This window comes from Pantoea sp. QMID4 (assembly GCF_030270445.1).
Lineage (GTDB): Bacteria > Pseudomonadota > Gammaproteobacteria > Enterobacterales > Enterobacteriaceae > Pantoea > Pantoea vagans.
Genome location: NZ_BSXL01000001.1, coordinates 689,778 through 715,822, shown reverse-complemented (window position 1 = coordinate 715,822; position 26,045 = coordinate 689,778). Strand labels below are relative to the sequence as shown.

The following is a 26,045-nucleotide window of genomic DNA, read 5'->3' as shown; positions in this document are numbered from 1 at the left end:
ACCGACTTACCATAGTCAAAAAAAACCCTGCCGAAGCAGGGTTTTGAATTTTGACAGAAGGCGATTAGCCCTGAAGCAGAGACAGAACCTGCTGTGGAACCTGGTTCGCTTTAGACAATACAGAGTTACCAGCCTGCTGTACGATCTGCGCTTTAGACATGTTTGACACTTCTGTTGCGTAGTCAGCATCCTGAATACGAGACTGTGCTGATGTCAGGTTAGTCGTGGTGTTGTTCAGGTTGGTTACCGCAGAGTTCAGACGGTTCTGTACCGCACCCAGGCTTGAACGGAAGGTATCGACAGAGGCGATAGCTTTGTCCAGCAGAGCCAGTGGGTCAGCTGTTGCTGAACCAGTGAAGGCGTTGGCGTTACTTGTGGATGCGATATCACCAATGGCACTCGCTACGTTCTGAGAACCTGTTGTGTCATTGGTGTTGGTCAGTGCACCAGCAGCAGTTTTATAGTCTTTACCCTGCACAGTGACGTAACCTACAGCTGCACCCGTTGAATCAGCACCCACTTTGACGTACTTACCGGTCATTGAACCCGCGGTCACACCGTTGTCGCTGTCAGAATAGCTGATGTCAGTTGTGTTCAGCGTGACTTTGCCGCTCGCATCGTCAACCGAAACCGCATAGTTGTCGCTACCAGAAGAAACCACATAGGTAGAGGTTGCTGCGCCAGCAGACGTCTGCACGTTTTTCAGTGACAGGGTGCTTGCATCAACTTTCAGTGCAGTAGCGACTGAAGAAAGGTCAACATCCTTCAGTGAGCCACTTGCACCAACCTGAGTGATTGCATCGCTGGTTTTCAGCGTGTTCTTATCCACGCCAAAACCACTCAGACCCAGAGTTGAAGAGTCAATCTTCTTCAGGTCGATACTGATGGTTTCGCCGTCGTTTGCGCCAACCTGGATTTTCATGGTGCCGTTCTGAGCCAGCACATTCACGCCGTTGAACTGAGTCTGACCGGATACGCGGTCGATTTCGTCCAGACGGGACTTGATTTCATCCTGAATTGAAGTCAGGTCAGTATCAGAGTTGGTGCCGTTCTGAGACTGTACAGTCAGTTCACGAACACGCTGTAAGTTGTTGTTGATTTCTGACAGCGCGCCTTCAGTGGTCTGCGCAGCAGAGATACCGTCGTTGGCGTTACGAGCAGCCTGAGTCAGGCCCCTGATGTTAGAGGTAAAACGGTTGGCAATTGCCTGACCAGCAGCGTCATCTTTCGCGCTGTTGATACGTAAACCAGAAGACAGACGCTCCATTGAAGTAGACAGAGCTGACTGGTTCTTGTTGATGTTGTTCTGAGTGATCAGCGAGAGGCTGTTGGTATTAATGACTTGGGCCATGATAAATTTTCCTGTTAATCAAGTCTTTCGGTTAAGGTGTGGGCTTCAACCCGCCGGCTTCAGCGCCGTCAAAGTTGTTATCGTCTGCCGTTAAACAACCTTTAGAATTTTTTTAGTACCAGGCGAATTTTTCTGCTTCAGCCTGTCACGTTTTAAGTTATCGCCACCGGTCCCGACTTCTTTAGCCTTAATTCATTAATTTTCTAGCCGCTGAATTACCCTTCTCTATAGTGCTTATTTACCTCATTACTCTAAGGCAAATAACCTTAAACTTTCCCTATTCAAGGCCGATAACACCGATATCAATTTCCCTGTCGACCTTATAAAGGAATTAACATGGCTACTATCTCAACGTTGGGTATTGGTTCAGGACTCGATTTGAGCAGCATTCTGGATAGTCTGCAAACGGCGGAAAAAACGGCACTCACACCGATATCCACCCAGCAAACGGCCTATACTGCCAAGCTCAGTGCCTATGCCACGCTGAAGAGTTCACTGACGACCTTTCAGACGGCTAACACCAAGCTGAACAGTGCCGATCTCTTTACTGCCACCACCGCGACCAGCAGTTCCAGTGCCTTTAGCGCCACGACGTCTGGTACTACCGTGGCGGGTAAATATGCGATTACCGTCTCTCAGCTGGCACAGGCGCAGGTGCTTACCTCGGCGGTGCAGAGCAGCAATACCGCCGCGTTGGGTGACAGCTCTGTATCCAGCCGTAGTCTTGCGATCACCTTAAAAGATGGAACCAGTAAAAGTGTGACGCTCACCAGCGATCAGACATCGCTGACCGGGATGCGTGACGCTATCAATAACGCTGATGCTGGCGTGACCGCCACTGTTATTAAGGTTTCAGATGGCAGTTACCGGCTTTCAGTGAGCGCAAATGAATCGGGTAGCGATAATGCCGTTTCGACAATTGCTGTCACTGGCGATAACACACTCCAGGGTATCGTGGGCTATGACGCCAGCGCCAGCAGTAATGCAATGACCCAAAGCGTCCCCGCGCAGAACGCCAAACTCACGGTCAATAACGTTGATATTGAGAACAGCAGTAATAAGATCAGTGATGCACTGGAAGGAATAACCTTAAATCTTACCGCACTGACGTCGGGTGATCAGTCGCTGACAATCACCAAAGATAGCTCTAAAGCGTCAAGTGCTCTTAGCACCTGGGTCGATGCTTATAATACGCTGCTGGATCAGTTCAATACCCTGACCAAATACACCAAGGTTGACACCAACACAACCTCACAGGATTCCAGCAATGGTGCGCTGTTGGGTGACAGTACGCTTCGAACTATTCAGACTCAGCTTAAGAGCATGCTAACCAATGCACAAAGCTCGTCCACCTACAAATCACTGAGTCAGATTGGCATCACCTCTGATCCCACAACCGGTTCATTAAAACTGGATTCGACCAAGCTGAGCGCCGCCCTGGATAAAGATGCTGCGGGCGTAAAAGAGATGATCGTGGGTGATGGTAAAACCGGTATCGCAGCAAAAATCGACAGCAAACTGACTGACTGGCTGGCAACGAAAGGTATTGTTCAGGCGGCTACTGATGGCGTCAGTAAAACACTGAATAACTTAACCACCCTCTACAACACGACCAGCGATCGTATTGATGCGGATATTGCACGTTATAAAACGCAGTTTACTCAGCTTGACCTGGCCATCAGTAAACTTAACGCCACCAGTACGTATCTGACGCAGCAGTTCGATACCTCCAGTTCTTCCACAACTTCATCATAGGAGTGACCATGTACAGTGCTACAGGCACCAAAGCCTATGCAAAAATTGGCGTAGAAAGCGCCGTGATGAGCGCCAGCCAGCAGCAGCTGGTCGTGATGCTGTTCGATGGCGCACTGAGCGCGTTAATTCGCGCCCGTCTGTTTATGCAGGATGGCAATATCGAAGGCAAAGGCAACTCCATCTCCAAAGCCATCAATATTATCGAAGCAGGTCTGAAAGAGGGCCTGGCTGAAAACCGTGGTGATGAGCTGGCAGACAATCTGCTGGATCTTTACAACTACATGACGCGTCGCCTGTTGCAGGCCAACCTGCACAATGATGTTGCAGCGGTCGAGGAGGTCGAAGGCCTGCTGCGTAGCATCGCGGACGCGTGGAAAGAAGTGGTTCAACCTAACCTGATTCAGGACGCCGTTTAATGACTACTGCACCGCATCTGATTGCCGTTTACCAACAGTTACTCGATCTCAGCCAGGGAATGCTGCGTCATGCCGCACAGGGCGAATGGGATGAATTGATCAGCCGGGAGATGGAGTATGTCAATGCGGTGCAGAACTTAGCCCAGTCAACAGAGGCGGTATCGCCCTCGTCACAGACGCAGGAGCAGTTACGTCCGGTACTGCGCCGTATCCTCGACAACGAAAGCGAAGTGAAACGCCTGCTGCAGGCGCGGATGGATGAGCTGGCTTCGCTGGTCGGTCAGAACAGCCGTCAGAAATCGGTGATGTCCGCTTATGCCAGTCAGGGCGGCATTGTGATGGTGCCGCGCGAAACCCTCTCCTGATCCCCTTCTCTGCTTCGCCGCCAGATTTATTTTTCTGCGCGGCGTCTCTTTTCTGCCGCTTACTCCATACTTGATTTTCATCATCCCCCAGGAGTGTGGTACATGCAAAACCCAACGTTATTACAGTTTTTCCATTGGTATTACCCGGATGGCAGCAAACTGTGGCCGGAAGTCGCCGATCGCGCGGCCTGGCTCAGCGAAATTGGTATCACCATGGCATGGCTACCACCGAGCTACAAAGGGGATTCGGGTGGCTATTCTGTCGGTTACGACAGCTACGATCTGTTCGATCTCGGGGAATTTGATCAGAAAGGCGGCGTTGCCACTAAATATGGCGATAAAACGCAATTACTGGCGGCGACAGAAGCTCTGCGCAGCCATAACGTAGGGGTGCTGCTGGATGTGGTGCTAAACCACAAAATGGGTGCTGACGAGAAAGAGGCGATCAGCGTGAACCGCGTCAATCCCGACAACCGTGATGAAATTTACGACGAGGTCGTGCCCTGCGAAGCCTGGACAAAATTCACCTTTCCGGCACGCGCCGGTGAGTATTCGAAATTTGTCTGGGACCACAAATGCTTTAGCGGCGTAGACCACATCGAAAACCCGGACGAAAACGGCGTCTTCAAAATCATCAACGATTACACCGCCGAAGGCTGGAACGATCAGGTCGATAACGAGCTGGGCAACTTCGACTATCTGATGGGTGCTAACATCGATTTCCGCAACAATGCGGTCAGGGAAGAGCTGAAATACTGGGCGCGCTGGGTGATGGAACAGGTGCCCTGCACCGGCTTCCGTCTGGATGCGGTAAAACATATTCCGGCCTGGTTCTATAAAGAGTGGATCGATCATATTCAGGACGTTGCTGAAGAGCCGATGTTTATCGTCGCGGAGTACTGGTCGTTTGAAACCGAGAAGCTGCAGGAGTATGTGCATCAGGTGGAAGGCAAAACCATGCTATTTGATGCGCCACTGCATATGAACTTCCATCAGGCCTCAACCGCAGGCAGCGCCTACGATATGAGCCAGATTTTTGCTAATTCGCTGGTGGTGGCAGATCCGTGGCATGCCGTGACGATCGTAGCCAACCATGACACCCAACCGCTGCAATCGCTGGAAGCGCCGGTAGAGGCCTGGTTTAAACCGCTGGCCTATGCGCTGATCCTGCTGCGTGAGCAGGGTGTGCCGACCATTTTCTATCCTGACCTGTTCGGGGCGACTTACGAAGATGAGGGCGGCGACGGCGAGACGCACAAAATTGAGATGCCGGTCATTCCTGAACTCGAAGGATTAATCCGGGCGCGTCAGCAGTATGGCTGGGGCGTGCAGACCGACTACTTTGATCATCCCAACTGCGTGGCGTTCAGCCGCAGCGGTACTGAAACGCAGCCAGGCTGTGTGGTGATCATGTCGAACGGCGATGCGGGCGAGAAAAGTGTGCCAATGGGCGAAGGCTTTGCTGGTAAGGTCTGGCGCGATCATCTGGGCAACCGTGAAGAAACCATTACCGCCGACGAGCAAGGCACAGCCGTCTTTGTCTGTAACGGTGGCAGCGTCAGCGTCTGGGTAGTAGCAGAATAAGTGACGGAGTAAACGTAAACCGCCCCGGCAGATGCGTGCGCGCTACCAGGGCGGTTTTTTTATGGGCTGCGGTTACGGCTGCGCGTTATGCTCAGTAATCGACGTGCGCAGCAGCTGGTGTTCAATATTCTGAATCACCGCGGCTTTCGGCTGTTTTGCCACTTCTTCCAGTGCCTGCTGACACTCTGTTGTCGGACGCGCCACTTTGCGCAGGGTCAGCCCGTCATAGTTAAGTTCGCTGTTTTCGACGACCAGCGGCATCACGCGTATCTCACGCGTCACGTTGACATAGTCACCGTTCAGACGTGTCAGTTTGCCTGGCTTCGCAATCACACGCATCCACTGACGGCAATCCAGCGTGCTGCCATCCGCATTGATAATCAGACTGGCCATGGCCTGTCCGCTGATCAGGCTGCTCTGAGGGCCGACGGTTTGCCAGTTCCCCTGCAAATCAGCCGGTGCCGGCGTCTGTACCGCATTTTCATAATCGTTGATTTGCGCACAGCCACTCAGTGCCAGCGCGGCAATCAGCATCCACTTTTTCATGTTTAATCCCTAAGATCGCGTCAATGGCGGCTACGTTATAATTTTTCCACCGCGTAGCGCAAGGTATCTGGCTGTTCAGACACCCGCGAGCGACTGTTTACAGCAGAATTTACCCTTGAGCCAGGACACCGGCCAGCCTTTTGATCGGCAACTGGCAGTCTGAGTGGGCTCTGGCACGCCTGACAAGCGTGGGGTAACCCGCTACACTGACGCGCTGCATCAGACTTTCAGGAATATAAATATGAAAACGCCAGAAGCCTACTATGCCCAGGCTCGTGAAATGTTTTTTACCGCGCATCCCGACTTTCAGTCTGCACTGGATGAATTGACGGAGAGCGATGCCCGTGCTGCTAATCTGTCGCTGCGCCAGCTGCGTGAATGGCATGCCGAACGCATCTATGCAGCCTTTTTACGGCAGAAAAATCTGGATGGGATGATTTTTTCTATTCAGCTCGCTGAGCCGGATAAAGCGGTAGCGGCTGAGGCTATCGAGACCTATCTCAAATCTCATGCTGAGTCGCTGGGGATGAGCTGGGAAGAGTTCTGCATTAAAAACGAGCTGTAATTTGCAATGCACCGGACAGGTGTAAATGACACCTTTCGGCCTGCCGTACAGCATCGGATAAAGCAGTAGAGCAAAACGCGATACTTTCACATCATGCTGCAGGTGATGATTGCCCTTACGGGCAAAGCACCTTCACTGCCTCCGGAGAGGTTGCCGGGCTTTCCTCTCCGGCGGTGTATTGATAAATGGCCCTACTCTCGCTCTTCTGTGGCTTTGCCTTTCACTTCTACATAACTTGCAACCGCCAGCAGACGATTGATGTGCGTCAGCAGCAGATCAACATCCGACTGCAAAAACTCGGTCGACGATTGCGAAGCGGTAATGATGGCATCCTGCACCGTTTCTGTAATGGTCAGCGAGTTGTCCTGTTTCGCCTGCACCAGCAGCGCTGCAACCAGCAGGGACTGCGCTTCAAGCTGCGCCGTCAGCTCTTTTGCATCGACGTCCATCTTTGCCAGCTTTAGCAGAATATCAATGACCAGTTGTCGCATCGCGGACCTCCTGAAAAGTAAGCCAGCATTATGTCGCGATGCGTGCGCATTTTGCTAGTCGAAGATTGAGGTTTGCGCGAGATAAAAATTTACGCGAAATCAGGCGCGCCGCCTTGCTACTGTTTTTATTTACAGTATTATATATCAGCGATTTTGCCCTGAATGGATTGCCATCATGTTTGTTGAGTTGATTTATGACAAGCGCAACGTTGCCGGTTTACCGGGTGCTCGCGAGATGATTCGTGAGGAGCTGGAAAAGCGGGTGCATCGGGTTTTTCCTGACATTGAAGTCAAGGTTAAGCCGATGGAACGTAACGCGATTGATACTGATTTAAGTAAGAACGATAAGGCGACAGTTGCGCGTATTGTTGAAGAGATGTTCGACGAAGCGGAAATGTGGCTGGTGGCCGACTAATCCTTTAGCGGCCACCGCAGCAGTTAGCGGGAGATGAATCAGCTCTCCTGCTCACTGTGATTAATTTCGATCTCAATGTCCTGAATGGCGGCATCCAGATCTTCCAGCAGTTTCCCCTGCTTATTCAGCAACGCATCAATACGCTCGGCGTTTGTCTTGTCTTTATACTCACCGGCATCAAACGCTAACCAATGGCTGGAGAGGGTTTCGGTGTTCGTCTGTGCATAATGACGCATTTCTTTCAGCTGAGAGGTCACGTCACGCAGATAGTCAGTTTTCGTCTTGGTTTCTGTTGAATCGCTCATGCTAAATTTCCTTCTGGTCAGTTATCAAAAGTGATTAGGCTTAGCGGTTCATCAGCCGGCCAATCAGCGAGCGTAAATTCAGATACAAAATGTCGCCCGGAGATTTAAAACTAGTCGATAATAGCGAAGCCGCACTAAGAATATTCGGAAGTTACGGTTTCTCCGGGGGTTTCGCAGATGGCACCTCCTTCTCAATCACGACTTCTTTTACTTTTGTGGTCGTTTTGTCAGCCTCGCGATCCGGAATCACATTGAGCTTGTGCTGTAACGCTGCGACCTGACTGGTCAGCAAATCCACCCGGTCATCACGCCGTGCCGCGATAACCCGATAATCCGCCCGAATCTCCTCGACCCGTTTATTTGCTGTGTTACTGACGTAGAGAAAAATAATCGTCATCAGGATGCAAATCATCGAACAGCTCAGCAGAATGCAGCCAAGAATAACTTTGCGCCGGTATGAGATAGGTGCCTTAAGGCTATTAATCGTTGCCATCGCTGCGATCCTCCAGAGTTGAGATCAGCCGATCAATCTCATTACGAAATTTATCGTTCTGACCGGTTTCGGTCATTGCCAGTAAAATGCCCACGGCATTCTTGATTAACCGCAGATCCGTTTCGAGTGTCGCGATACGCCGCAGATTTCTGTCATGACGTTCACGTAATTCATCGTTCTCCTCCCGTATCATCAGGTTGCTCTCTTTCAGCAACACTACCTGCTCTTTGTAGCTAGTAATAATTTCGCCGCCGGCTCGATTACTGGTTACGATTGACGCAATACCCGCCAATAACGGTTTCCAGAACAGTGCTGCTGCACCCCCACCCAGAACTAACGCACCCATACTGGTAATCAGACTACTTTCCATGCCACACCCCTTTTTCCGGTAAGGTCTCTGGAACACACTGCGTGCAAAACAGCCACGTCCTCCCCCCCCTGATTTTAAGATTGCTTAAATACCAGAGTTAAGTATACTTAAGTCACTCTTAATCAAAAAGTCAAGCTGATGAAAAACGAAACGCTGGGTGACCGCATCCGACTCCGACGTAAAGCACTTCAATTAACGCAGAAGCAACTGGCGCAACAGGTAAAAGTCTCCCATGTGGCCATTTCGCAATGGGAAAAAGTGGAGACGCTGCCGCGCGGTGAGAACCTGCTGCGGCTTGCCGAAGCGCTGGGGTGCGCACCGGCTTATCTGATAGATGGGGATGGTCCTGTTTTCAGCGAGAATACCTGGGCTGGCCTGCGTCAGATGCCGCTGCTTGCTCAGCGCGACGTCGCACAATGGCTGAAGGACGCCGGTGCTGTCCGGCATGAGCTACTGATGCACAACGATATGGCGCTGTCGCAGCAGAGTTTCGCCATCCGGGTAGAAGAACAGGCGATGACGCCCGCGATTCTGCGGGAGGATGTGGTGATCATTGATCCCAGCCTGGCACCTCAGCCCGGCGACTGCGTGCTGGCAATGCAGCAACAAAATGCCCTGCTGCGCATCTGGCGTCAGCGAGGCAGTGAAGAGGGTGTTGAGCAGTTTGAGCTGGCTCCGGTCAATATCAACTTTCCCGGGCTGCATTCAAGCCGCGACAGCCTGCAGCTGACAGGCACACTGGTTGAATTGCGCCGCTATCGGCAGACATAAAAAACCCGCCGGGCGCGGGTTCACTTTTCAGCGTATAACAGTTGCCAGAGTAATAGTCGTGCAACTACAGAGCGTCGACCAGTTGATCCACCACTACCTTGCCCTGCAAATCTGTCTGCAAAATGCGATAGTTCACTGGCCATGAGCGGCGGGTGCTGAGTTTGTCGAACAGGGTCACGCCGCCTTTTTTGACACCCTGGCGGCTGACAATAATCCATTCCGTCACCTCTTCCTGACCACGATTTCTCAGACTCAGTGTGCGCTGTTCAATTAGCTGGTCTTCTGCTTCAATCTTTAAATAGTCTCGTAACATAATTTCTATCTCCTGGTAACGCAGGTCACTATATGCCTTTTATTAATCTCTTCAATCGAATTTATTAATCGATATTTTTATCATCGGGAATGTGACCTGCCGCAGGTGATATGACAGATTTGTCCATTTCTGCAGCGTGCCTTTACCGTTAGCATGACTGTGCTGCACACATAACATCGAAAAATGACGTGTTCAGTATGAAAGAAACTCCGATTAGCCCGCCTCTGGCGGGCTTTTTTTTGCTCTCCTGATCACGATGTAAATGCGGGATGTCAGGGCTGGTCTAGACTTAAGGCACTGGAAAAAAGGAGTGAGTTATGTTTAAGCACAATACGAATGAAGAACGTAAGAAAGAAGGTGATGCCAGCAAAAGCCTGCCTGAAGCTGCGCCAAACGCAGGCAATGCCTATGAAGAAGATGATCATCCCGCCACCGACGCCCCAAAAGATCATGGTGAAGTGCCGCGCAAAAATGATGACAGCCAGGATGATAAGAAAGATCCTTACAAAGCAAGTTGACGGGCAGATGGCGCGCCCGGCGGGCGCGCTGGTGACCGTTGCTTAAGTAAACCTCAGGGAAGTGGTACGCCGGTATTCCCAGGTCAGGATAGCTTTATGTAATATCGTTTCTCACCGCTTCATTACCGTCCTGTTTTACTGTGGCAAAAAATCCCCCTGACAGACCGTTCACTAAATCCTGGGAGTTTGTTTTCGGGCAGCCAATTTGTGTTCATTTTCCGTAAGTTGACCATGCCATCCGGCCTCAGTTAACTAAAAATAAGGCGCATATATACTGTATTCATGAATTGGTGAAGCTGAATACTGTACTATGGGTTAAGGCTGACTTATTACAGGTCTGTGACCATGCCTTAAGGGCGCAGATTAGCCGGGAAAATAATAACGAGAGCGGATGCGTGGATATGAGACGGGTTAGATTACATCCGGAAACGAAGACTGCCTGGTTCAACGGCCATCCTTACCAGGTTGAATCCTGCCTTACCGAAATGGCACAGAATCAGCGGGCTTATCTGGAGCAGGATGATCCGCTGCCAGTTGGCGCGAAGCGATATAACCTCAGGCTGGATAATGAAACCGTCGCCTGGATTGAAATTGCGAAGCTAAGTCATCATCAGACCAGCGCGACGTTTTACTACGATCTAAAAGCGGCGGATATCAGCGCACTGGTTTCAGCGATGATTACAAACTGCAAAACAATGCGTTAGCGGCATCGCCGGGCTGGTTGCTGGTCAGGCTATTTAGCGGGTTCACAATCATAGAGTCCCCGTATGCGGATCTGACTCTGACTGGTGCGGACGATTTGCGCCCTTAACATGCCTTTTCCCTCACGATTCGTCAGCTCCATTTCTACCATCCCCGGCGCTTTGCTGTTTTTAACCAGCAATTTTATCGTGGCGTTGTCGTAATCACCCTTCTCTTTTGAAAACGTGACCTTCTGGGTCTTCGCGCGTTCCCCGTTGACTGAGAACCAGCCATTCTTATCGGTTTGAAGGTTAAATGGCCCGCACTGTGTGGCAGCAAAGACTGGGGCCGATAAACCGATTAGTGACGTTATCAGAAAAAGTTTTTTTAGCATCGGGCTGATCATCCTGTTGATGGGTGATGAGATATCGCCTGTGCCAAAAAGTGAGTTCACTGCTGCACGGCTCCTGATAAGAGGCAGTATAGCCAATGAGGCCTGCATGATTGCCAGTACAGGCCAATAGACGTACCAGAGAAATCATCTTTGATGCTGGCATCCCTCCTCTGCCACCAGGCAGGTGCTCATTGAGCCGCGAAATCAGTCCACCTAAACCTGCATATTCATAATTTCGCTATACGCCGACACCAGCTTGTTCCTGACCTGAATTCCCATCTGCATGGAGATGGATGATTTCTGCAGATCGACCATCACATCATTCAGCGCGATGCCGGGTTTCCCCATCTCGAAATCCTGCGCCTGGGTGCGTGCGGTGGTCTGCGTCTCGCTGATCTTATCCAGCGCCGCTTTCATGGTCGCACCAAAATCGATCTGATTAGTGGCTTCACTGCTGCGGTTACTGGCCTGCAGTGAGGTCGCCTGAAGCTGCTGTAGTACGCCGTCAATTGCCTGAATGGACATGAACGATACCTTATTAAAGAAGATGACATTTTTGATGTGAGGAAAAGTTAGCATGTTGTCAATGAGACAAAGCCGCTAAATGACAGCAAAAAACCTACCTTATCCAGCCATCGAATTTTACTTATCACCTAATAATGCCTGGCATTGAAGTGGAAATTTTATCTACGCAGGTCAGGGAGTCTGTTTTGCCATCTCAACTTACCCGGTCAATTACGTCAGGCAGGAATCGGTCATGAATGCGAGCACAGCCGCCACAACAGAACAAGAAAAGAAAGGCTTCGGTGACCTGCTCGCTCGCCTGCGCGCAAATCCGCGTATTCCTTTAATCGTCGCGGCCGCCGCCGTGGTGGCGATCGTGATCGCGATGGTGCTGTGGGCAAAGCAGCCCAGCTATAGCGTCCTTTATAACAATCTCACTGATGAAGATGGCGGCGCCATCGTCACCCAGCTGACGCAAATGAACATCCCCTACCGCTTTGCCGAAAACGGCGGCGCACTGATGGTGCCGGAAGCGAACGTGCATGAGTTGCGTCTGCGTCTGGCTCAGCAGGGTCTGCCAAAAGGCGGCTCGGTGGGCTTTGAGCTGCTGGATAAAGAGAAGTTCGGAATCAGCCAGTTCAGCGAGCAGGTTAACTACCAGCGCGCGCTGGAAGGCGAACTGGCCCGCACCATCGAATCACTTGGTCCGGTCAAAAGCGCCCGCGTTCATCTGGCAATGCCTAAACCAACCTTATTTGTGCGTGAGCAGAAAGCGCCATCCGCCTCTGTTACCTTAACCCTGCAGCCTGGCCGTGCGCTGGATGAAGGCCAGATTCAGGCCATCGCCCACATGGTTTCAAGCAGCGTCGCCGGTTTACCGCCGGGCAACGTCACTGTGGTCGATCAGACTGGTCGTCTGCTGACCCGTTCTGATAACGCCGGTCGCGATCTGAATGACGCGCAGCTGAAGTACTCTTCTGAAGTTGAAGCGCGCTACCAGCAACGTATCGAAGCGATCCTGAATCCGATTCTCGGCCAGGGCAATGTGCATGCGCAGGTTACCGCGCAGATTAACTTCGATACCAGCGAGCAGACCGACGAGAAATATCAGCCTAACGCTAACCCGTCGAACACGGCGATCCGTTCGCGTCAGACCAGCACCAGCGACCAGTCGGGCAGCCCTTATCCGGGTGGCGTGCCAGGCGCGCTCTCTAACCAGCCTGCACCAGCTAACACCGCGCCAGTCACGACGCCAAACAACAATGCGGCCAATGGTCAGAATGCTAATGGCCAGAACAATGCGGCGAATAATGCCAGCCAGACCAGTAGTACCGCAGCAGCGAGCTCAGCACCCACCAACTCGCGTCGTGATGATACGGTGAACTACGAACTGGATCGCTCCATTCGTCATACCAAAGTTAACGTCGGCGACGTACAGCGTCTGTCGGTTGCGGTCGTCGTGAACTTCCGTGCAGATGATAAAGGCAAAGCGGTTGCGCTGAACGAGCAGCAGCTGAAGCAGATTGAAGACCTGACCCGCGAAGCGATGGGTTACTCCCAGACGCGTGGCGACAGCGTCAACGTGGTGAACTCGCAGTTCAACACCACTGAAGCAGTGACCGCCGATCTGCCCTTCTGGCAACAGCAATCCTTCTTTGATCAGCTGATGAACGCCGGTAAGTGGCTGTTGATTGCTCTGGTAGCCTTTATCCTCTACCGCAAACTGGTTCGTCCGCACCTGGTTCGCAAGCAGGCCGCCGAGAAAGCTGCTGCAGAAGCCGTTGCTGCCCGCGCCGCTACACAACAGCCAGAAGAAGAGGCCTTTAATGTGCAGCTCAGCAAAGATGAGCTGGATCAGGAACGTAAGTCTAACAACCGCATGAGCGCAGAAGTGATGAGTCAACGCATCCGCGACATGTCAGAAAACGATCCGCGCGTTGTTGCGCTGGTGATTCGCGAATGGATGAGTAAAGAGCTATGAGTCTGACCGGAACCGAAAAAAGCGCCATCCTGATGATGACCATCGGCGAAGAGCGTGCTGCGGAAGTTTTCAAACACCTGAACCAGCGCGAAGTACAGCACCTGAGCGCGGCGATGGCCAACATGCGTCAGGTGTCACACAAGCAGCTGACTGAAATATTGCGTGAGTTCGAAACCGATGCTGAGCAGTTTGCTGCATTGAGCCTGAACTCCAACGAATACCTGCGTTCGGTGCTGACCCGGGCACTGGGCGAAGAGCGTGCCTCCAGCCTGCTGGAGGACATTCTCGAAACGCGCGAAACCACCAGCGGGATGGAAACGCTCAACTTTATGGAGCCGCAGGCGGCCGCCGACCTTATCCGCGACGAGCATCCACAGATCATCGCCACCATCCTGGTCCACCTCAAGCGTGGTCAGGCCGCCGATATTGTGGCGCTGTTCGACGAACGTCTGCGTCACGACGTGATGCTGCGTATTGCCACCTTTGGTGGTGTGCAGCCAGCCGCGCTGGCCGAACTGACCGAAGTGCTGAATGGCCTGCTGGATGGCACCAACCTCAAGCGCGCGAAGATGGGCGGCGTGAGAACCGCAGCCGAGATCATCAACCTGATGAAAACACAGCAGGAAGAGGCCGTTATCGAAGCGGTACGCGACTTCGATGGCGAACTGGCGCAGAAAATTATCGACGAGATGTTCCTGTTCGAAAATCTGGTGGAAGTAGACGACCGCAGCATCCAGCGTCTGTTGCAGGAAGTGGAGTCCGAACAGTTGCTGGTTGCACTGAAAGGTTCCGAACAGCCTCTGCGCGAGAAGTTCCTCAAGAACATGTCAGCCCGTGCGGCCGATATCCTGCGCGACGATCTGGCCAACCGCGGTCCGGTGCGTATGTCCGCCGTGGAAAACGAACAGAAAGCGATCCTGCTGGTGGTCCGTCGCCTGGCCGAATCGGGCGAGATGGTGATTGGTGGTGGCGAGGAAACCTATGTCTGATGCATTTTCTTCCCGCCCCTGGCAGCTGTGGCAGCCCACTGATTTAGGCCGTTTAGACGAGCCTGAACCGGAGCTGCAGCCAGTAATCTACGAAGCTGAAGACGGCGTGGATGAGCAGCAACAGCAGCTCGAACGCCTGCAGCAGCAGATGCGCAAAGAGGCGCAGGGCCAGGGTTACAACGAAGGCTATCAGCAGGGTATGACCGAAGGTCAGAAAGCGGGCTACGACGCCGGTTTTCAGCAGGGACTGGCCGATGCCCAGCAGCAGCAGGCGCCGCTTCAGGCGCGGATGCAGCAGCTGGTGACGGAGTTCCAGAATACACTGGAATCCCTGGACAGCGTGATTGCTGCCCGTCTGATGCAGCTGGCGCTGGAAGCGGCTCGCTCGGTGATTGGTCAGGCCACCACGGTGGATGGCACCGCCCTGCTGCGCCAGATTCAGGGCTTGCTGCAGCAGGAACCGATGTTCAGCGGCAAACCGCAGTTGCGTGTTCACCCGGACGACTTACAGCGTATTGAGCAGACTTTAGGTCCGACGCTGGATCTGCACGGCTGGCGGCTGATCGCAGACAGCGCCCTGCACCCTGGCGGCTGCAAACTCAGCGCTGAAGATGGCGATCTGGATGCCAGCGTCGCCACGCGCTGGCAGGAACTCTGCCGCCTTGCCGCGCCGGGAGAAATCTGATGACTACCCGTCTGAACCGCTGGCTGGGCTCGCTCGACGCCTTTGAAAAACGCATCACCCAGGTGCAGCCGGTGCGCCGTTATGGCCGCCTGACCCGCGCGACCGGCCTGGTGCTGGAAGCGACCGGTTTACAGCTGCCGCTGGGTGCGACCTGCATCATCGAACGCAACGATGGCAAAACCATCAGCGAAATCGAAAGTGAAGTGGTGGGATTTAACGGTCAGAAACTGCTGATGATGCCACTGGAAGAAGTGGACGGCATTTTACCGGGTGCGCGGGTCTATGCGCGTCAGAATGGCGACAACCCGCAGGCGGGCAAACAGCTGATGCTGGGGCCGGAACTGCTGGGCCGCGTGCTCGACGGTAGCGGCCGACCGCTGGACGGCCTGCCGTCGCCGGATACCGGCTATCGCGCACCGCTGATCACCCCGCCGTTTAACCCGCTGCAGCGTACGCCGATTACCGACGTGCTGGATACCGGCGTGCGTGCCATTAATGCCCTGCTGACGGTCGGTCGCGGGCAGCGTATGGGTCTGTTTGCCGGTTCAGGCGTGGGGAAAAGCGTGCTGCTCGGCATGATGGCACGCTATACCAAAGCGGACGTTATCGTGGTCGGTCTGATTGGCGAACGTGGCCGCGAAGTTAAAGATTTTATCGAGAACATTCTGGGTGCTGAAGGCCGCGCCCGTTCGGTGGTGATAGCTGCCCCGGCGGATGTGTCGCCGCTGCTGCGTATGCAGGGTGCCGCTTACGCCACCCGTATCGCTGAAGATTTTCGCGATCGCGGCAAGCATGTACTGCTGATTATGGATTCCCTGACCCGCTACGCCATGGCGCAGCGTGAGATCGCGCTGGCGATTGGTGAGCCACCGGCGACCAAAGGCTATCCGCCTTCCGTGTTCGCCAAACTGCCTGCGCTGGTTGAGCGTGCCGGTAACGGCATCGACGGCGGCGGTTCGATCACCGCCTTCTATACCGTCCTGACTGAAGGCGACGATCAGCAGGACCCGATCGCGGACTCCGCGCGCGCCATCCTTGACGGCCACATCGTGCTGTCGCGCCGCCTTGGCGAAGCGGGCCACTATCCGGCTATTGATATCGAAGCCTCGATCAGTCGTGCGATGACCTCGCTGATCGATGAGAACCATTATGCGCAGGTGCGCCAGTTTAAGCAGTTGCTCTCCAGCTTCCAGCGTAACCGCGATCTGGTCAGCGTCGGGGCCTACGCTGCCGGCAGCGATCCGATGCTCGATAAAGCCATCAGGCTCTATCCGCAGATGGAAGCCTTCCTGCAACAGGGCATCTTTGAGCGCAGCGATTATGACGACGCCAGCCTGCATCTGCATGCGCTGTTTGGCTCGTCACAGTAATTAACGCGAGGTAACGGCAATGAAAACTGCAAATGCCATTGATACGCTGCGCGACTTAGCGGAGCAGGATCTCGAACGTGCCGCCATCTATTTAGGCGATATGCGCCGCGGCCAGCACGCCGCTAATGAGCAGCTGACAATGCTGCTCGATTATCAGGACGAGTATCGCAACAAACTCAACGATGATATGTCGTCCGGCATCGCCAGCACCCGCTGGACGAACTATCACCAGTTTATTCAGACGCTGGAAAAAGCGATTGAGCAGCATCGCAACCAGCTTAATAACTGGAATCAGCGACTGGAGCAGGCGCTGATCAACTGGCGCGACAAACAGCAGCGGCTGAACGCCTATCAGACCCTGATAACGCGGGCAGCGGAAAATGCATTACGACAGGAAAACCGTCTCGATCAGAAACGGATGGATGAATTTGCCCAACGGGCCGCATCGAGGAGAGGCGAATGATTACGCTGCCACACATTGGCTTAAAAGCGGCGGCTAAAACCGACGCGGAACCATCAGGCGTGACGGACCTTGCAGCAGGGGCTGATGCCTTGCCAAAGGACTTTCTGACCACGCTGGGAAACCAGCTGGCAGGCCTGGCGAAACAGCAGGGAAAAGCGGCACAATCCGCTGATGTACAAGCAGAAACTGCCGACGACGCCCGACCGAAGGCGCCGCTGAATGCGCTGATGGCGGCGCTGGATAATCCTGCTGAACTGACCGCCCTGTTTAAACCGGAAAATACTAAAGCTGGTACAAAATCAGCCGATGATAAAGACAAGGCGGAGGCTACCCCCTTAAGCGCCAGTGACATGCAGAATGTGCAGGCCCTGTTCGCCATGTTACCGGGTGCGGTAACCCCGACAGCGGCGCCTTCGACGCCGGTCAGCAGTGAGGCAGGCGAGCTGATTGCCCAGACCGACACCGGCCGGAAAAGTCAGACCTCGCTGACGCAACTGCTGAATAGCGCACAGCAGAGCCCTGCATCAGGTAAAGATGAGAAGCATGACGCTAAAGGTGCTACGCAGAACGCACCTGCGGTGAACAGCACCGCCAGTCAGAGTCAGCCCGCCGCGCAAAGTGCGACCAGCAGCGGCCTGACGCTCGACAGTAGTTTCCAGCAGGCGCTGAGCAATATGGTGAAGCAGGATGATCAGAGTGCGATCAAAGCCAGCACCAGCGACAACGCGATCAGCGCCACACCGTTCACCAGCGCCAGCAGCCTGCCCGCGCCGGTGACCGCCTCCGCGACCAGCAGCACCCCGTCCACCCCGATGCTGAATTCACAGCTGGGCAGCGACGAGTGGCAGCAGGCGCTGAGTCAGCAGATTGTGATGTTCAGCCGCAACGGCCAGCAGAACGCAGAGTTGCGTTTGCATCCGGAAGACCTTGGCGCTATCCAGATCAGCCTGAAACTGGATAACGACCAGGCACAAATTAGTCTGGTTTCCAGCCATAGCCACGTCAGATCGGCACTGGAAGCCGCGATACCGCAGCTGCGCAGCGCGCTGGCAGAGAGCGGAATCAACCTGGGCGAGAGTCAGGTGAGCAGTGACAGTTCCGCGCAGGGCCAGCAATTCCAGCAGCAACAGGAGGCGCGCCGCGATGGACAGCATGGCCGCTTCTCCCTCACCCAGGACAGTGACACCGACATTACGCCGATTGCCGTTCCCGCTGCCCTTCAGGCTCGCGTCAGCGGCAACAGCGCCGTCGACACTTTCGCCTGACAGCGGCAAACGCTGAAGGTAAGCGTAAAACCCGCGTCTTTTCTACCCATTGGTTTGACTTAAGACGCGGATAATCTGTCCCGTGAGCCGAGAGGCTTGCCCATAATTCACAGGAAGTAACTGCACCATGTCTGATAACGCGAAAGCAAAAGGCAGCAAACGTAAAATCTTAATACCAGTGTTGATCATTCTGACGCTGGCCGCTTGCAGCGTGGCAGGCTATGCAGTCTGGCGAATGATGAACAAACACGAGGGCGATAAGCCTGAGGTGGCGAAAGTTGAACCGCCTCCCGCTCCGGTCTTTTTTGCACTTGATACATTTACGGTTAACCTGGTCAATCCCGACAACGATCCTGACCGCGTGCTTTACGTAGGCTTTACCCTGCGTCTGGCTGATGAGGAGTCCCGGGGTCGGATGAATGACTATCTGCCTGAGGTGCGCAGCCGTCTGCTGCTGCTGCTCTCGCGTCAGAGTGCTGCGGCGCTGGCGACAGAGCAAGGAAAACAGGCGCTTGTTGAACAAATCAAACAGGCGCTGACACCTCCGCTGGTAAAAGGTCAACCTCCGCAGGCCGTAAGCGACGTGCTGTTTACTGCCTTCATTTTGAGGTGAATCAATGGGCGATAGCATTCTCTCCCAGGCTGAAATTGACGCCCTTTTAAACGGCGACAGTGGCAGCGCGGAAGAAGAAAAGAAACAAAACGGGCCGGAGGGCGATATTCGTCCTTACGACCCGAATACCCAGCGCCGCGTGGTGCGCGAGCGTTTGCAGGCGCTGGAGATTATTAACGAGCGTTTTGCCCGTAGTTTCCGTATGACGCTGTTTAACCTGCTGCGCCGTAGCCCGGACATCAGCGTCGGGGCGATCAAGATTCAGCCGTACCATGAGTTTGCCCGCAATCTGCCGGTGCCAACCAACCTGAATCTGATCCACCTGAAACCGCTGCGCGGCACGGCGCTGATGGTGTTCTCACCCAGCCTGGTGTTTATCGCCGTCGACAACCTGTTTGGTGGTGACGGACGTTTTCCGACGAAAGTCGAAGGCCGTGAGTTTACCCATACCGAGCAGCGCGTTATCCGCCGCATGCTGAAGCTGGCGCTGGATGGTTACAGCGACGCATGGAAGGCTATTTATCCACTGGACGTCGAGTATGTACGTTCAGAGATGCAGGTGAAGTTCACTAATATCACCACTTCACCGAACGATATCGTGGTTAACACGCCGTTCCAGGTGGAGATTGGCAACCTGGTGGGTGAGTTTAATATCTGCATCCCGTTTTCAATGATTGAACCGCTGCGCGAGCTGCTGGTGAACCCGCCGCTCGAAAACTCCCGTCAGGAAGATAACCACTGGCGCGATAACCTGGTCAAACAGGTGCAGCACTCTGAGCTGGAACTGATTGCTCACTTTGCCGAAACCTCACTGCGTCTGTCACGGATTCTGCAGCTGAAACCCGGTGATGTGCTGCCGATTGAGAAGCCGGAACGCATTATCGCCCATGTCGATAGCGTCCCGGTCTTAACCAGCCAATATGGCACGATGAATGGGCAATATGCGCTCCGTGTCGAACACCTGATTAACCCGATTTTGAATTCGCTTAACGAGGAACAGCCCCATGACTGACAGTAATAAACCGTCTGACGATATCTCTGCGGACGATCTGTGGGCTGAAGCGATGAACGAGCAGGTCGGCAGCAGTAGTGCGCCGCAGACCGATGACGTCTTTAAGTCATTCGACGGCGGCAACGTTGCGGGATCGCTGCAGGATATCGATCTGATTATGGATATCCCGGTGAAACTCACCGTCGAACTGGGCCGCACCAAGATGACCATCAAAGAGCTGCTGCGCCTGGCACAGGGTTCGGTGGTAGCTCTGGACGGCCTGGCAGGTGAGCCGCTGGATATCCTGATCAATGGTTACCTGATTGCACAGGGTGAAGTGGTGGTTGTGAACGACAAATATGGCGTTCGTATCACTGACATCATCACCCCGTCTGAACGTATGCGTCGTCTGAGTCGCTAAGAGTCACATTATGAATAGCCAGAATCAAACGCTGCAACCGGCTGCACCTCACGCACAGGCGATTTCGACCGGTTCAATGCTGGCCCAGGTCAGCAGCGTGTTAGCAGTGATTATTTTATTGATTCTGGCCTGCGCCTGGCTGGCACGCCGTGCCGGCTTTGCGCCGAAAAAGGTCAGTGGTCAGGAGCTTAAACTCACGGCCAGCGTCTCAGTGGGCCAGCGTGAGCGGGTGGTGATTATCGATACTGCTGACGCGCGTCTGGTGCTGGGCGTCACTGCCCAGCAGATTACTCATCTGCATACGCTGCCGCCGGGTGAGCCTGTCGCTGTGACGCCGGCTGACCGTGCACCACAGGATTTTCGTCAGCTGTTACAGAATCTGGTTAAACGTCCCGGAAAACCACAATGATGCGTCGACTGCTTCCTTTACTGCCACTGCTGTTACTGGCACCGGTTGCCCATGCCCAGCTGCCAGGCCTGGTGAGTCACTCGCTGCCTAACGGCGGTCAGAGCTGGTCACTGCCGGTTCAGACACTGGTCTTTATCACTGCTCTGACCTTTATTCCGGCCGTGCTGCTGATGATGACCAGCTTCACCCGTATCATCATTGTGTTTGGCCTGCTGCGAAATGCCCTGGGCACGCCTTCGGCACCGCCTAACCAGGTGCTGCTCGGTCTGTCGCTGTTTCTGACTTTCTTTATTATGGCGCCGACCTTCGACAAAATTTATCAGGATGCCTATCTGCCGTTCAGCCAGGACAAGATCAGCATGGATGTGGCAATTGATAAAGGTGCCCAGCCGCTGCGCGAGTTTATGCTGCGTCAGACCCGAGAAGCGGATTTAGCCCTGTTTGCCCGTCTGGCGAATACCGCGCCGATTGCCGGTCCTGAAGCGGTGCCCATGCGTATTCTGCTGCCTGCCTATGTGACCAGCGAGTTGAAGACCGCGTTCCAGATTGGCTTTACCGTGTTTATTCCGTTCCTGATCATCGACCTGGTGGTCGCCAGCGTGCTGATGGCGCTGGGGATGATGATGGTTCCGCCAGCGTCCATTGCGCTGCCGTTTAAACTGATGCTGTTTGTTCTGGTCGATGGCTGGCAACTGCTGGTCGGTTCACTGGCGCAAAGCTTCTACTCCTGATCCCCCTTTTCTTACCGGAGCACGACATGACACCCGAATCAGTAATGGTAATGGGACAGGAAGCGATGCGCGTCGCCCTGATGCTGGCCGCCCCGCTGCTGCTGGCAGCCCTGGTCAGCGGTCTGCTGATTAGCCTGATCCAGGCGGCGACCCAGGTCAATGAACAGACCTTATCCTTTATTCCTAAAATCCTGGCAGTTGCCACCACCGGTATCATTGCCGGCCCGTGGATGCTGAATCTGCTGCTGGACTATATCCGCACCGTCTTTACCAACCTGCCTTATATCATCGGCTGATGGTTACTCTCGACAGCAGCCAGCTGGTTCAGTGGGTCAGCCAGTTCTTCTGGCCACTGGTACGCATCATGGCGTTGTTCGCCACCGCGCCGATCCTCAGTGAACGATCCGTCAGCAAACGTGTCAAAATCGGACTGGCGGTGATGATCACCTGGCTGCTGATGCCGCTGTTACCTGCTGTCAATGTGACCCTGTTTTCTCCTGCCGGATTCTGGCTGCTGATCCAGCAGATGCTGATTGGCATCGCACTGGGCTTTACCATGCAGTTTGCTTTTGCGGCTGTGCGCCTTGCCGGGGAAGTCATTGGTTTGCAGATGGGCATTTCGTTCGCCACCTTTTTTGACCCTGGCAGCCGTCTTAACATGCCGGTGCTGTCCCGTTTTCTCGACATGCTGGCCATGTTGTTGTTCCTGACCTTCAACGGACATCTTTGGCTGATCTCATTGCTGGCGGACAGTTTTCATACGCTGCCGATTGGCGGTCACCCGCTAAATGCCAACGCATTTATGGCGCTGGTGAAATCAGGCGGATTAATTTTCCTTAATGGCATGATGTTAGCGCTGCCCTTAATCGTTTTGTTACTCATGGTAAATCTGGTACTGGGTTTGTTAAACCGCGTTTCACCACAGTTATCAATCTTCGCAATTGGCTTCCCGATTACCTTATCAGTCGGAATTTTAACCATCAGCCTGCTGATGCCTCTGCTGGCCCCGTTCTGTGAGCATTTGTTCAGTGAAATATTTGATTTACTCGCCCTGTTTCTGACAGAACTATCCCGCCCCTGAACATTAAGTTTCTAACTACCTTCGCTCAGCGACACTTAAGTATCGCAAAACCATCCGTGCATTTTCCGAACCATGTTTTCCAGAATGCAACTAAGGAAATTCTGATAAACGTGCTGAGAGTCTGAAAATAATTCTTATTAAACCGGGCTTCGCGTATTTTAGTTGGGTGGTTCACAGAAGCTGTCAGACTGTGAATATGCAGGCAAAACTGGCAATACACTGAATTTACAAGAAAAAAAACTTTAAGTGATTTTTCTTGTTAAAAAATGTTTTTTCCGGCATTGTCATCGCACGCTGAGACATCACACTTTCGTAAAACAAATGTTTTTGAGAATTTTCCTATCAGAAAACTTCCTGTTTTCAGGGATAGTGACACAGGTCTCAAAAAATGAGCTTTACTGAATTTCCGGCACTTCACTGGCATTCCCCGCCATTGCCGGAGAATGTGTGACGTCATGGCAGCACAAATTTTTTTGCAGAACGGGTCAGGGATGAAGACTTTTACGGGCGTTTGCCTGTTGCCACACTGCACGAGCAGAATAAAAAAGTACCTAAGAAATCTCTCTCGTACCGCAACGCGTATTCATCGTTGATTTAAACGGATAACAAATTGGTGAGGGTCGCTATTATGCCAACTATTATTATGGATTCCTGCAACTACACACGCCTGGGATTATCAGACTACATGTCTTCAAAAGGAGTTAAGAAGAAAAATATCTCTTCTGTCTCCGATATTGAGCAACTACAGCAAAAATGTGAGCAATTAAATCCTGGTGTCGTCTTTATTAATGAAGATTGTTTCATTCATGAGACTGATTCCAGCGAACGTATCCGCAGTATTATTACGCAGCATCCTGACACACTTTTTTTTATATTTATGGCGATTAGTAATATCCATTTTGAGGAATATCTCTACGTTCGTAAGAACCTGATTATTACATCAAAATCGATGAAGACATCGACACTGGATTCCTTACTCAGCACCTATTTGCAGAAGAAGCTTAACCAGTCTGCGCGCATCTCTTCGGGCATGGATGTTCACCCGCTGACGCTGAGCCAGACTGAGTCAAACATGCTGAAGATGTGGATGTCAGGTCATGACACCATTCAGATCTCAGATAAAATGCAAATTAAGGCCAAAACGGTATCGTCACACAAAGGTAATATTAAACGTAAAATCAAAACCCATAATAAACAGGTTATTTATCATGTGGTGCGTTTAACCGATAATGTGACCTCGGGTATTTACGTTAATATTCGCTGATCGTCAGACCTGAAGAACCGGCCTTAATGGCCGGTTTTTTTTGCGCTGAATTGCGAGCCAGGTCTCACTCTTGCCGCTAAGCCTTTACGCTCTTTTGCCGATGTTAAGCCTTATAACAACAGCCTCAAGAGAGCAAGGATATGAACACTGCATTGGAAAATAATGGACCAACAAGCGCAGGCATCTGGCAGAATCTTCGTCTGGTGCCGCTGTTTAGCCTGATCTTCGGCGGCATTTTGCTGCTGTTCGCACTCTGTATTGGTGTCGCCAGTTACTTTCTGATTTTAAGCAATCACTCCCTCGATGATGCCACGAACGAGATTCAGGTTCGCATGGGCCTCTCTAACAGTTCGAACCATCTGCGTACTGCGCGTCTGACTATTATTCAGGCCGGTGCCGCCGCGCGTATTGGTGACATGGACGCGTTTCGCGCCAACGTCGCTGCCGCTGAAAAACGTATTCAGCAGGCAAAAGATGGCTTTGCTATTTATCAGGCACGTGAAGTGAAAACCCCTGCTGACACTGAACTGGACGCTACGCTGCAGGCTCGTTTCAACGATTACATTACGAAAGGCCTGATGCCGATGATCGAGGCCGGTAAGCAGGGCAGCTTTGAGGGCATCATCGCACATGAGACAGACGTTACCCGCAAGCTGGATGAGGACTATAACGCCGTCTTACTGAAGGCGATAAAGATCCGTACTGACCGTGCCAATGCCATCACCGCTGGCGCCGATCAGCAGTCGCGCATCGGCTTTATCTCTATGGCCGTGGCGTTCAGCGCCGCACTGGTGCTGGTGCTGCTGACCTTTGTCTTCCTGCGTCGCGTGGTGATTAACCCGTTGCGTCAGTCGGTGCTGCGCATTGAACGCATTGCGCAGGGTGATCTGACCTCTGCTCCCCTGCCCTTTGGTCGCAGTGAGATTGGTACGCTGATCCACAACCTGCAGCTGATGCAGCAGTCGCTGGTCACCACCGTCGGTACGGTGCGTGAAGGCGCGGTAGCGATATACCAGGGTTCCAGCGAAATCTCAGCCGGTAACACCGACCTCTCTTCACGCACCGAGCAGCAGGCGGCAGCACTGGAACAGACCGCTGCCAGCATGGAAGAGCTGACGGCTACCGTGAAGCAGAACGCCGAGAATGCCCATCATGCCAGCCAGCTGGCCGCAGATGCCTCCGGCAAAGCGCGCAGCGGCGGAGAACTGGTCAGCAGCGTGGTGAAAACCATGACCAACATTTCCGGCAGCTCGAAGAAAATCGCTGAGATCACCAACGTCATTAACAGCATTGCATTCCAGACCAACATTCTGGCGCTGAACGCAGCGGTTGAAGCAGCCCGTGCCGGAGAACAGGGTCGCGGCTTTGCGGTAGTGGCAAGCGAAGTGCGCAATCTGGCCCAGCGCAGTGCGCAGGCAGCCAAAGAGATTGAATCCCTGATTGCGGAGTCCGTCACGCTGATTAATGACGGGTCGCATCAGGTTGGCGCAGCGGGCAGCACAATGGGTGAGATTGTCGAAGCGGTGCGTCGCGTTACTGATATCATGTCGGAGATCGCAGCGGCATCGGACGAGCAGAGCCGGGGTATTCAGCAGGTGAGTCAGGCGGTCACTGAGATGGACAACGTCACACAACAGAATGCCTCGCTGGTGGAAGAAGCCTCAGCGGCAGCGGCCTCGCTGGAAGATCAGGCAGGCAAACTGACACAGGCGGTGGCGGCATTCCGTCTTCAGGATTCGCCTGCCACGAAAAGTGTGACCGCGCGCGTCACTTCACCAGCCAGAACACCCGCTCAGGCACCGCGTCCGGCGCTGGCCACCGGTAGTGATAACTGGGAAACCTTCTGACGCCATGCTGGTCAGCATCAGCGGCTGTCGTCAACGGCAGCGGCGCTGAACGCAAAAAGCCCCGTTACGCATAGCGTAACGGGGCTTTATTATGCACG

At 53.4% G+C, this 26,045-nt stretch carries 33 protein-coding genes; 24 read left to right on the top strand and 9 right to left on the bottom strand.

What is annotated here, in order from left to right; translation table 11 throughout:
• Positions 1 to 64: 64 nt before the first annotated feature.
• Positions 65 to 1,351, bottom strand: coding sequence for a FliC/FljB family flagellin (locus tag QSK07_RS03190; protein ID WP_285720426.1), 1,287 nt, complete (start codon positions 1,349 to 1,351; stop codon positions 65 to 67).
• 336 nt (positions 1,352 to 1,687) lie between these two features.
• Here QSK07_RS03190 and fliD point away from each other — a divergent pair, with 336 nt between their 5' ends.
• From fliD to amyA, 4 genes are all read left to right on the top strand, one after another.
• The gene (gene fliD / locus QSK07_RS03185; RefSeq protein WP_098053004.1) at positions 1,688 to 3,106 is read left to right on the top strand and encodes a flagellar filament capping protein FliD; all 1,419 of its coding nucleotides are present in this window, start codon (positions 1,688 to 1,690) and stop codon (positions 3,104 to 3,106) included.
• Positions 3,107 to 3,114: 8 nt separating this feature from the next.
• A complete protein-coding gene (gene fliS / locus QSK07_RS03180; protein WP_285720425.1) occupies positions 3,115 to 3,522 on the top strand; it encodes a flagellar export chaperone FliS in 408 nt (135 codons plus the stop codon).
• Positions 3,522 to 3,887 carry a flagella biosynthesis regulatory protein FliT gene (gene fliT / locus QSK07_RS03175; protein WP_098053002.1) on the top strand — a complete coding sequence of 122 codons (366 nt, stop codon included), beginning with the start codon at positions 3,522 to 3,524 and terminating at the stop codon, positions 3,885 to 3,887. Before fliS ends, fliT begins: the two co-directional genes overlap by 1 nt.
• Positions 3,888 to 3,989: 102 nt before the next feature.
• Positions 3,990 to 5,471: an alpha-amylase gene (amyA, locus tag QSK07_RS03170; protein ID WP_285720424.1), complete on the top strand. Its 1,482-nt coding sequence runs from the start codon at positions 3,990 to 3,992 to the stop codon at positions 5,469 to 5,471.
• Positions 5,472 to 5,543: 72 nt separating this feature from the next.
• Here the strand turns inward: amyA and yedD are convergent, their stop codons facing one another.
• Positions 5,544 to 6,017 carry a lipoprotein YedD gene (yedD, locus tag QSK07_RS03165; RefSeq protein WP_285720423.1) on the bottom strand — a complete coding sequence of 158 codons (474 nt, stop codon included), beginning with the start codon at positions 6,015 to 6,017 and terminating at the stop codon, positions 5,544 to 5,546.
• A 241-nt stretch (positions 6,018 to 6,258) separates the two neighbouring features.
• Between yedD and QSK07_RS03160 the strand changes: the two genes are divergently transcribed.
• Entirely contained in the window at positions 6,259 to 6,582 is a 324-nt protein-coding gene (locus tag QSK07_RS03160; protein WP_008926858.1) for a DUF6388 family protein, read from the top strand.
• A gap of 191 nt (positions 6,583 to 6,773) precedes the next feature.
• On the opposite strand, the gene iraP is transcribed toward QSK07_RS03160, so the two are convergent.
• Positions 6,774 to 7,073 (bottom strand): anti-adapter protein IraP, encoded by a 300-nt coding sequence (gene iraP, locus QSK07_RS03155; RefSeq protein WP_013358264.1) that lies wholly within the window; start codon positions 7,071 to 7,073, stop codon positions 6,774 to 6,776.
• A 175-nt stretch (positions 7,074 to 7,248) separates the two neighbouring features.
• On the opposite strand from iraP, the gene QSK07_RS03150 reads away from it, so the two are divergent.
• Positions 7,249 to 7,488, top strand: a complete 240-nt coding sequence (locus tag QSK07_RS03150) for a DinI-like family protein (protein ID WP_003854508.1) — start codon at positions 7,249 to 7,251, stop codon at positions 7,486 to 7,488.
• A 38-nt stretch (positions 7,489 to 7,526) separates the two neighbouring features.
• On the opposite strand, the gene QSK07_RS03145 is transcribed toward QSK07_RS03150, so the two are convergent.
• From QSK07_RS03145 to QSK07_RS03135, 3 genes are all read right to left on the bottom strand, one after another.
• Positions 7,527 to 7,793, bottom strand: coding sequence for a hypothetical protein (locus QSK07_RS03145; protein WP_285720422.1), 267 nt, complete (start codon positions 7,791 to 7,793; stop codon positions 7,527 to 7,529).
• Between the two features lie 151 nt (positions 7,794 to 7,944).
• Positions 7,945 to 8,286 (bottom strand): hypothetical protein, encoded by a 342-nt coding sequence (locus QSK07_RS03140; RefSeq protein ID WP_098052999.1) that lies wholly within the window; start codon positions 8,284 to 8,286, stop codon positions 7,945 to 7,947.
• On the bottom strand, positions 8,273 to 8,656 hold the full coding sequence (locus QSK07_RS03135; protein WP_098052998.1) for a hypothetical protein: 384 nt from the start codon (positions 8,654 to 8,656) through the stop codon (positions 8,273 to 8,275). The genes QSK07_RS03140 and QSK07_RS03135 overlap by 14 nt, the downstream gene beginning before the upstream one ends.
• Before the next feature lie 138 nt (positions 8,657 to 8,794).
• On the opposite strand from QSK07_RS03135, the gene QSK07_RS03130 reads away from it, so the two are divergent.
• Positions 8,795 to 9,427 (top strand): helix-turn-helix domain-containing protein, encoded by a 633-nt coding sequence (locus QSK07_RS03130; RefSeq protein WP_285720421.1) that lies wholly within the window; start codon positions 8,795 to 8,797, stop codon positions 9,425 to 9,427.
• Positions 9,428 to 9,491: 64 nt separating this feature from the next.
• Here the strand turns inward: QSK07_RS03130 and QSK07_RS03125 are convergent, their stop codons facing one another.
• On the bottom strand, positions 9,492 to 9,740 hold the full coding sequence (locus QSK07_RS03125; RefSeq protein ID WP_285720420.1) for a hypothetical protein: 249 nt from the start codon (positions 9,738 to 9,740) through the stop codon (positions 9,492 to 9,494).
• A gap of 317 nt (positions 9,741 to 10,057) precedes the next feature.
• Between QSK07_RS03125 and QSK07_RS03120 the strand changes: the two genes are divergently transcribed.
• Positions 10,058 to 10,258: a hypothetical protein gene (locus QSK07_RS03120; protein ID WP_285720419.1), complete on the top strand. Its 201-nt coding sequence runs from the start codon at positions 10,058 to 10,060 to the stop codon at positions 10,256 to 10,258.
• Positions 10,259 to 10,659: 401 nt separating this feature from the next.
• Positions 10,660 to 10,962: a hypothetical protein gene (locus QSK07_RS03115; RefSeq protein WP_275222477.1), complete on the top strand. Its 303-nt coding sequence runs from the start codon at positions 10,660 to 10,662 to the stop codon at positions 10,960 to 10,962.
• Positions 10,963 to 10,991: 29 nt separating this feature from the next.
• Here the strand turns inward: QSK07_RS03115 and QSK07_RS03110 are convergent, their stop codons facing one another.
• Positions 10,992 to 11,393, bottom strand: a complete 402-nt coding sequence (locus QSK07_RS03110) for an STY1065/STY2022 family phage-derived protein (RefSeq protein ID WP_285720418.1) — start codon at positions 11,391 to 11,393, stop codon at positions 10,992 to 10,994.
• 153 nt (positions 11,394 to 11,546) lie between these two features.
• Positions 11,547 to 11,858 (bottom strand): flagellar hook-basal body complex protein FliE, encoded by a 312-nt coding sequence (gene fliE, locus QSK07_RS03105; protein WP_013358280.1) that lies wholly within the window; start codon positions 11,856 to 11,858, stop codon positions 11,547 to 11,549.
• 232 nt (positions 11,859 to 12,090) lie between these two features.
• Here fliE and fliF point away from each other — a divergent pair, with 232 nt between their 5' ends.
• The 15 genes from fliF (at position 12,091) to QSK07_RS03030 (ending at position 25,947) form a co-directional block, all read left to right on the top strand.
• Entirely contained in the window at positions 12,091 to 13,818 is a 1,728-nt protein-coding gene (gene fliF, locus QSK07_RS03100; protein ID WP_098052993.1) for a flagellar basal-body MS-ring/collar protein FliF, read from the top strand.
• On the top strand, positions 13,815 to 14,807 hold the full coding sequence (gene fliG, locus QSK07_RS03095) for a flagellar motor switch protein FliG (protein WP_013358282.1): 993 nt from the start codon (positions 13,815 to 13,817) through the stop codon (positions 14,805 to 14,807). Before fliF ends, fliG begins: the two co-directional genes overlap by 4 nt.
• On the top strand, positions 14,800 to 15,492 hold the full coding sequence (fliH, locus tag QSK07_RS03090; RefSeq protein WP_285720417.1) for a flagellar assembly protein FliH: 693 nt from the start codon (positions 14,800 to 14,802) through the stop codon (positions 15,490 to 15,492). The genes fliG and fliH overlap by 8 nt, the downstream gene beginning before the upstream one ends.
• Entirely contained in the window at positions 15,492 to 16,862 is a 1,371-nt protein-coding gene (gene fliI / locus QSK07_RS03085) for a flagellar protein export ATPase FliI (protein ID WP_013358284.1), read from the top strand. The genes fliH and fliI overlap by 1 nt, the downstream gene beginning before the upstream one ends.
• Before the next feature lie 19 nt (positions 16,863 to 16,881).
• Positions 16,882 to 17,325 (top strand): flagellar export protein FliJ, encoded by a 444-nt coding sequence (gene fliJ, locus QSK07_RS03080; RefSeq protein WP_003854478.1) that lies wholly within the window; start codon positions 16,882 to 16,884, stop codon positions 17,323 to 17,325.
• Positions 17,322 to 18,590 (top strand): flagellar hook-length control protein FliK, encoded by a 1,269-nt coding sequence (locus tag QSK07_RS03075; RefSeq protein ID WP_285720416.1) that lies wholly within the window; start codon positions 17,322 to 17,324, stop codon positions 18,588 to 18,590. The genes fliJ and QSK07_RS03075 overlap by 4 nt, the downstream gene beginning before the upstream one ends.
• Before the next feature lie 127 nt (positions 18,591 to 18,717).
• On the top strand, positions 18,718 to 19,203 hold the full coding sequence (gene fliL, locus QSK07_RS03070; protein ID WP_285720415.1) for a flagellar basal body-associated protein FliL: 486 nt from the start codon (positions 18,718 to 18,720) through the stop codon (positions 19,201 to 19,203).
• Between the two features lie 4 nt (positions 19,204 to 19,207).
• The gene (gene fliM, locus QSK07_RS03065; RefSeq protein WP_098052988.1) at positions 19,208 to 20,215 is read left to right on the top strand and encodes a flagellar motor switch protein FliM; all 1,008 of its coding nucleotides are present in this window, start codon (positions 19,208 to 19,210) and stop codon (positions 20,213 to 20,215) included.
• On the top strand, positions 20,208 to 20,615 hold the full coding sequence (gene fliN, locus QSK07_RS03060) for a flagellar motor switch protein FliN (RefSeq protein WP_285720414.1): 408 nt from the start codon (positions 20,208 to 20,210) through the stop codon (positions 20,613 to 20,615). Before fliM ends, fliN begins: the two co-directional genes overlap by 8 nt.
• A gap of 10 nt (positions 20,616 to 20,625) precedes the next feature.
• Positions 20,626 to 21,024 (top strand): flagellar biosynthetic protein FliO, encoded by a 399-nt coding sequence (gene fliO / locus QSK07_RS03055; RefSeq protein WP_033733056.1) that lies wholly within the window; start codon positions 20,626 to 20,628, stop codon positions 21,022 to 21,024.
• Complete coding sequence (fliP, locus tag QSK07_RS03050) at positions 21,024 to 21,755, top strand: flagellar type III secretion system pore protein FliP (RefSeq protein WP_031593200.1); 732 nt, start codon at positions 21,024 to 21,026, stop codon at positions 21,753 to 21,755. Before fliO ends, fliP begins: the two co-directional genes overlap by 1 nt.
• A 26-nt stretch (positions 21,756 to 21,781) precedes the next feature.
• Positions 21,782 to 22,051, top strand: a complete 270-nt coding sequence (gene fliQ / locus QSK07_RS03045; protein WP_003854466.1) for a flagellar biosynthesis protein FliQ — start codon at positions 21,782 to 21,784, stop codon at positions 22,049 to 22,051.
• The gene (gene fliR / locus QSK07_RS03040; protein ID WP_098052987.1) at positions 22,051 to 22,836 is read left to right on the top strand and encodes a flagellar biosynthetic protein FliR; all 786 of its coding nucleotides are present in this window, start codon (positions 22,051 to 22,053) and stop codon (positions 22,834 to 22,836) included. The genes fliQ and fliR overlap by 1 nt, the downstream gene beginning before the upstream one ends.
• Positions 22,837 to 23,464: 628 nt before the next feature.
• The gene (gene rcsA, locus QSK07_RS03035) at positions 23,465 to 24,100 is read left to right on the top strand and encodes a transcriptional regulator RcsA (RefSeq protein ID WP_098052986.1); all 636 of its coding nucleotides are present in this window, start codon (positions 23,465 to 23,467) and stop codon (positions 24,098 to 24,100) included.
• 140 nt (positions 24,101 to 24,240) lie between these two features.
• Entirely contained in the window at positions 24,241 to 25,947 is a 1,707-nt protein-coding gene (locus tag QSK07_RS03030; protein ID WP_285720413.1) for a methyl-accepting chemotaxis protein, read from the top strand.
• The last annotated feature ends 98 nt before the right edge of the window (positions 25,948 to 26,045 follow it).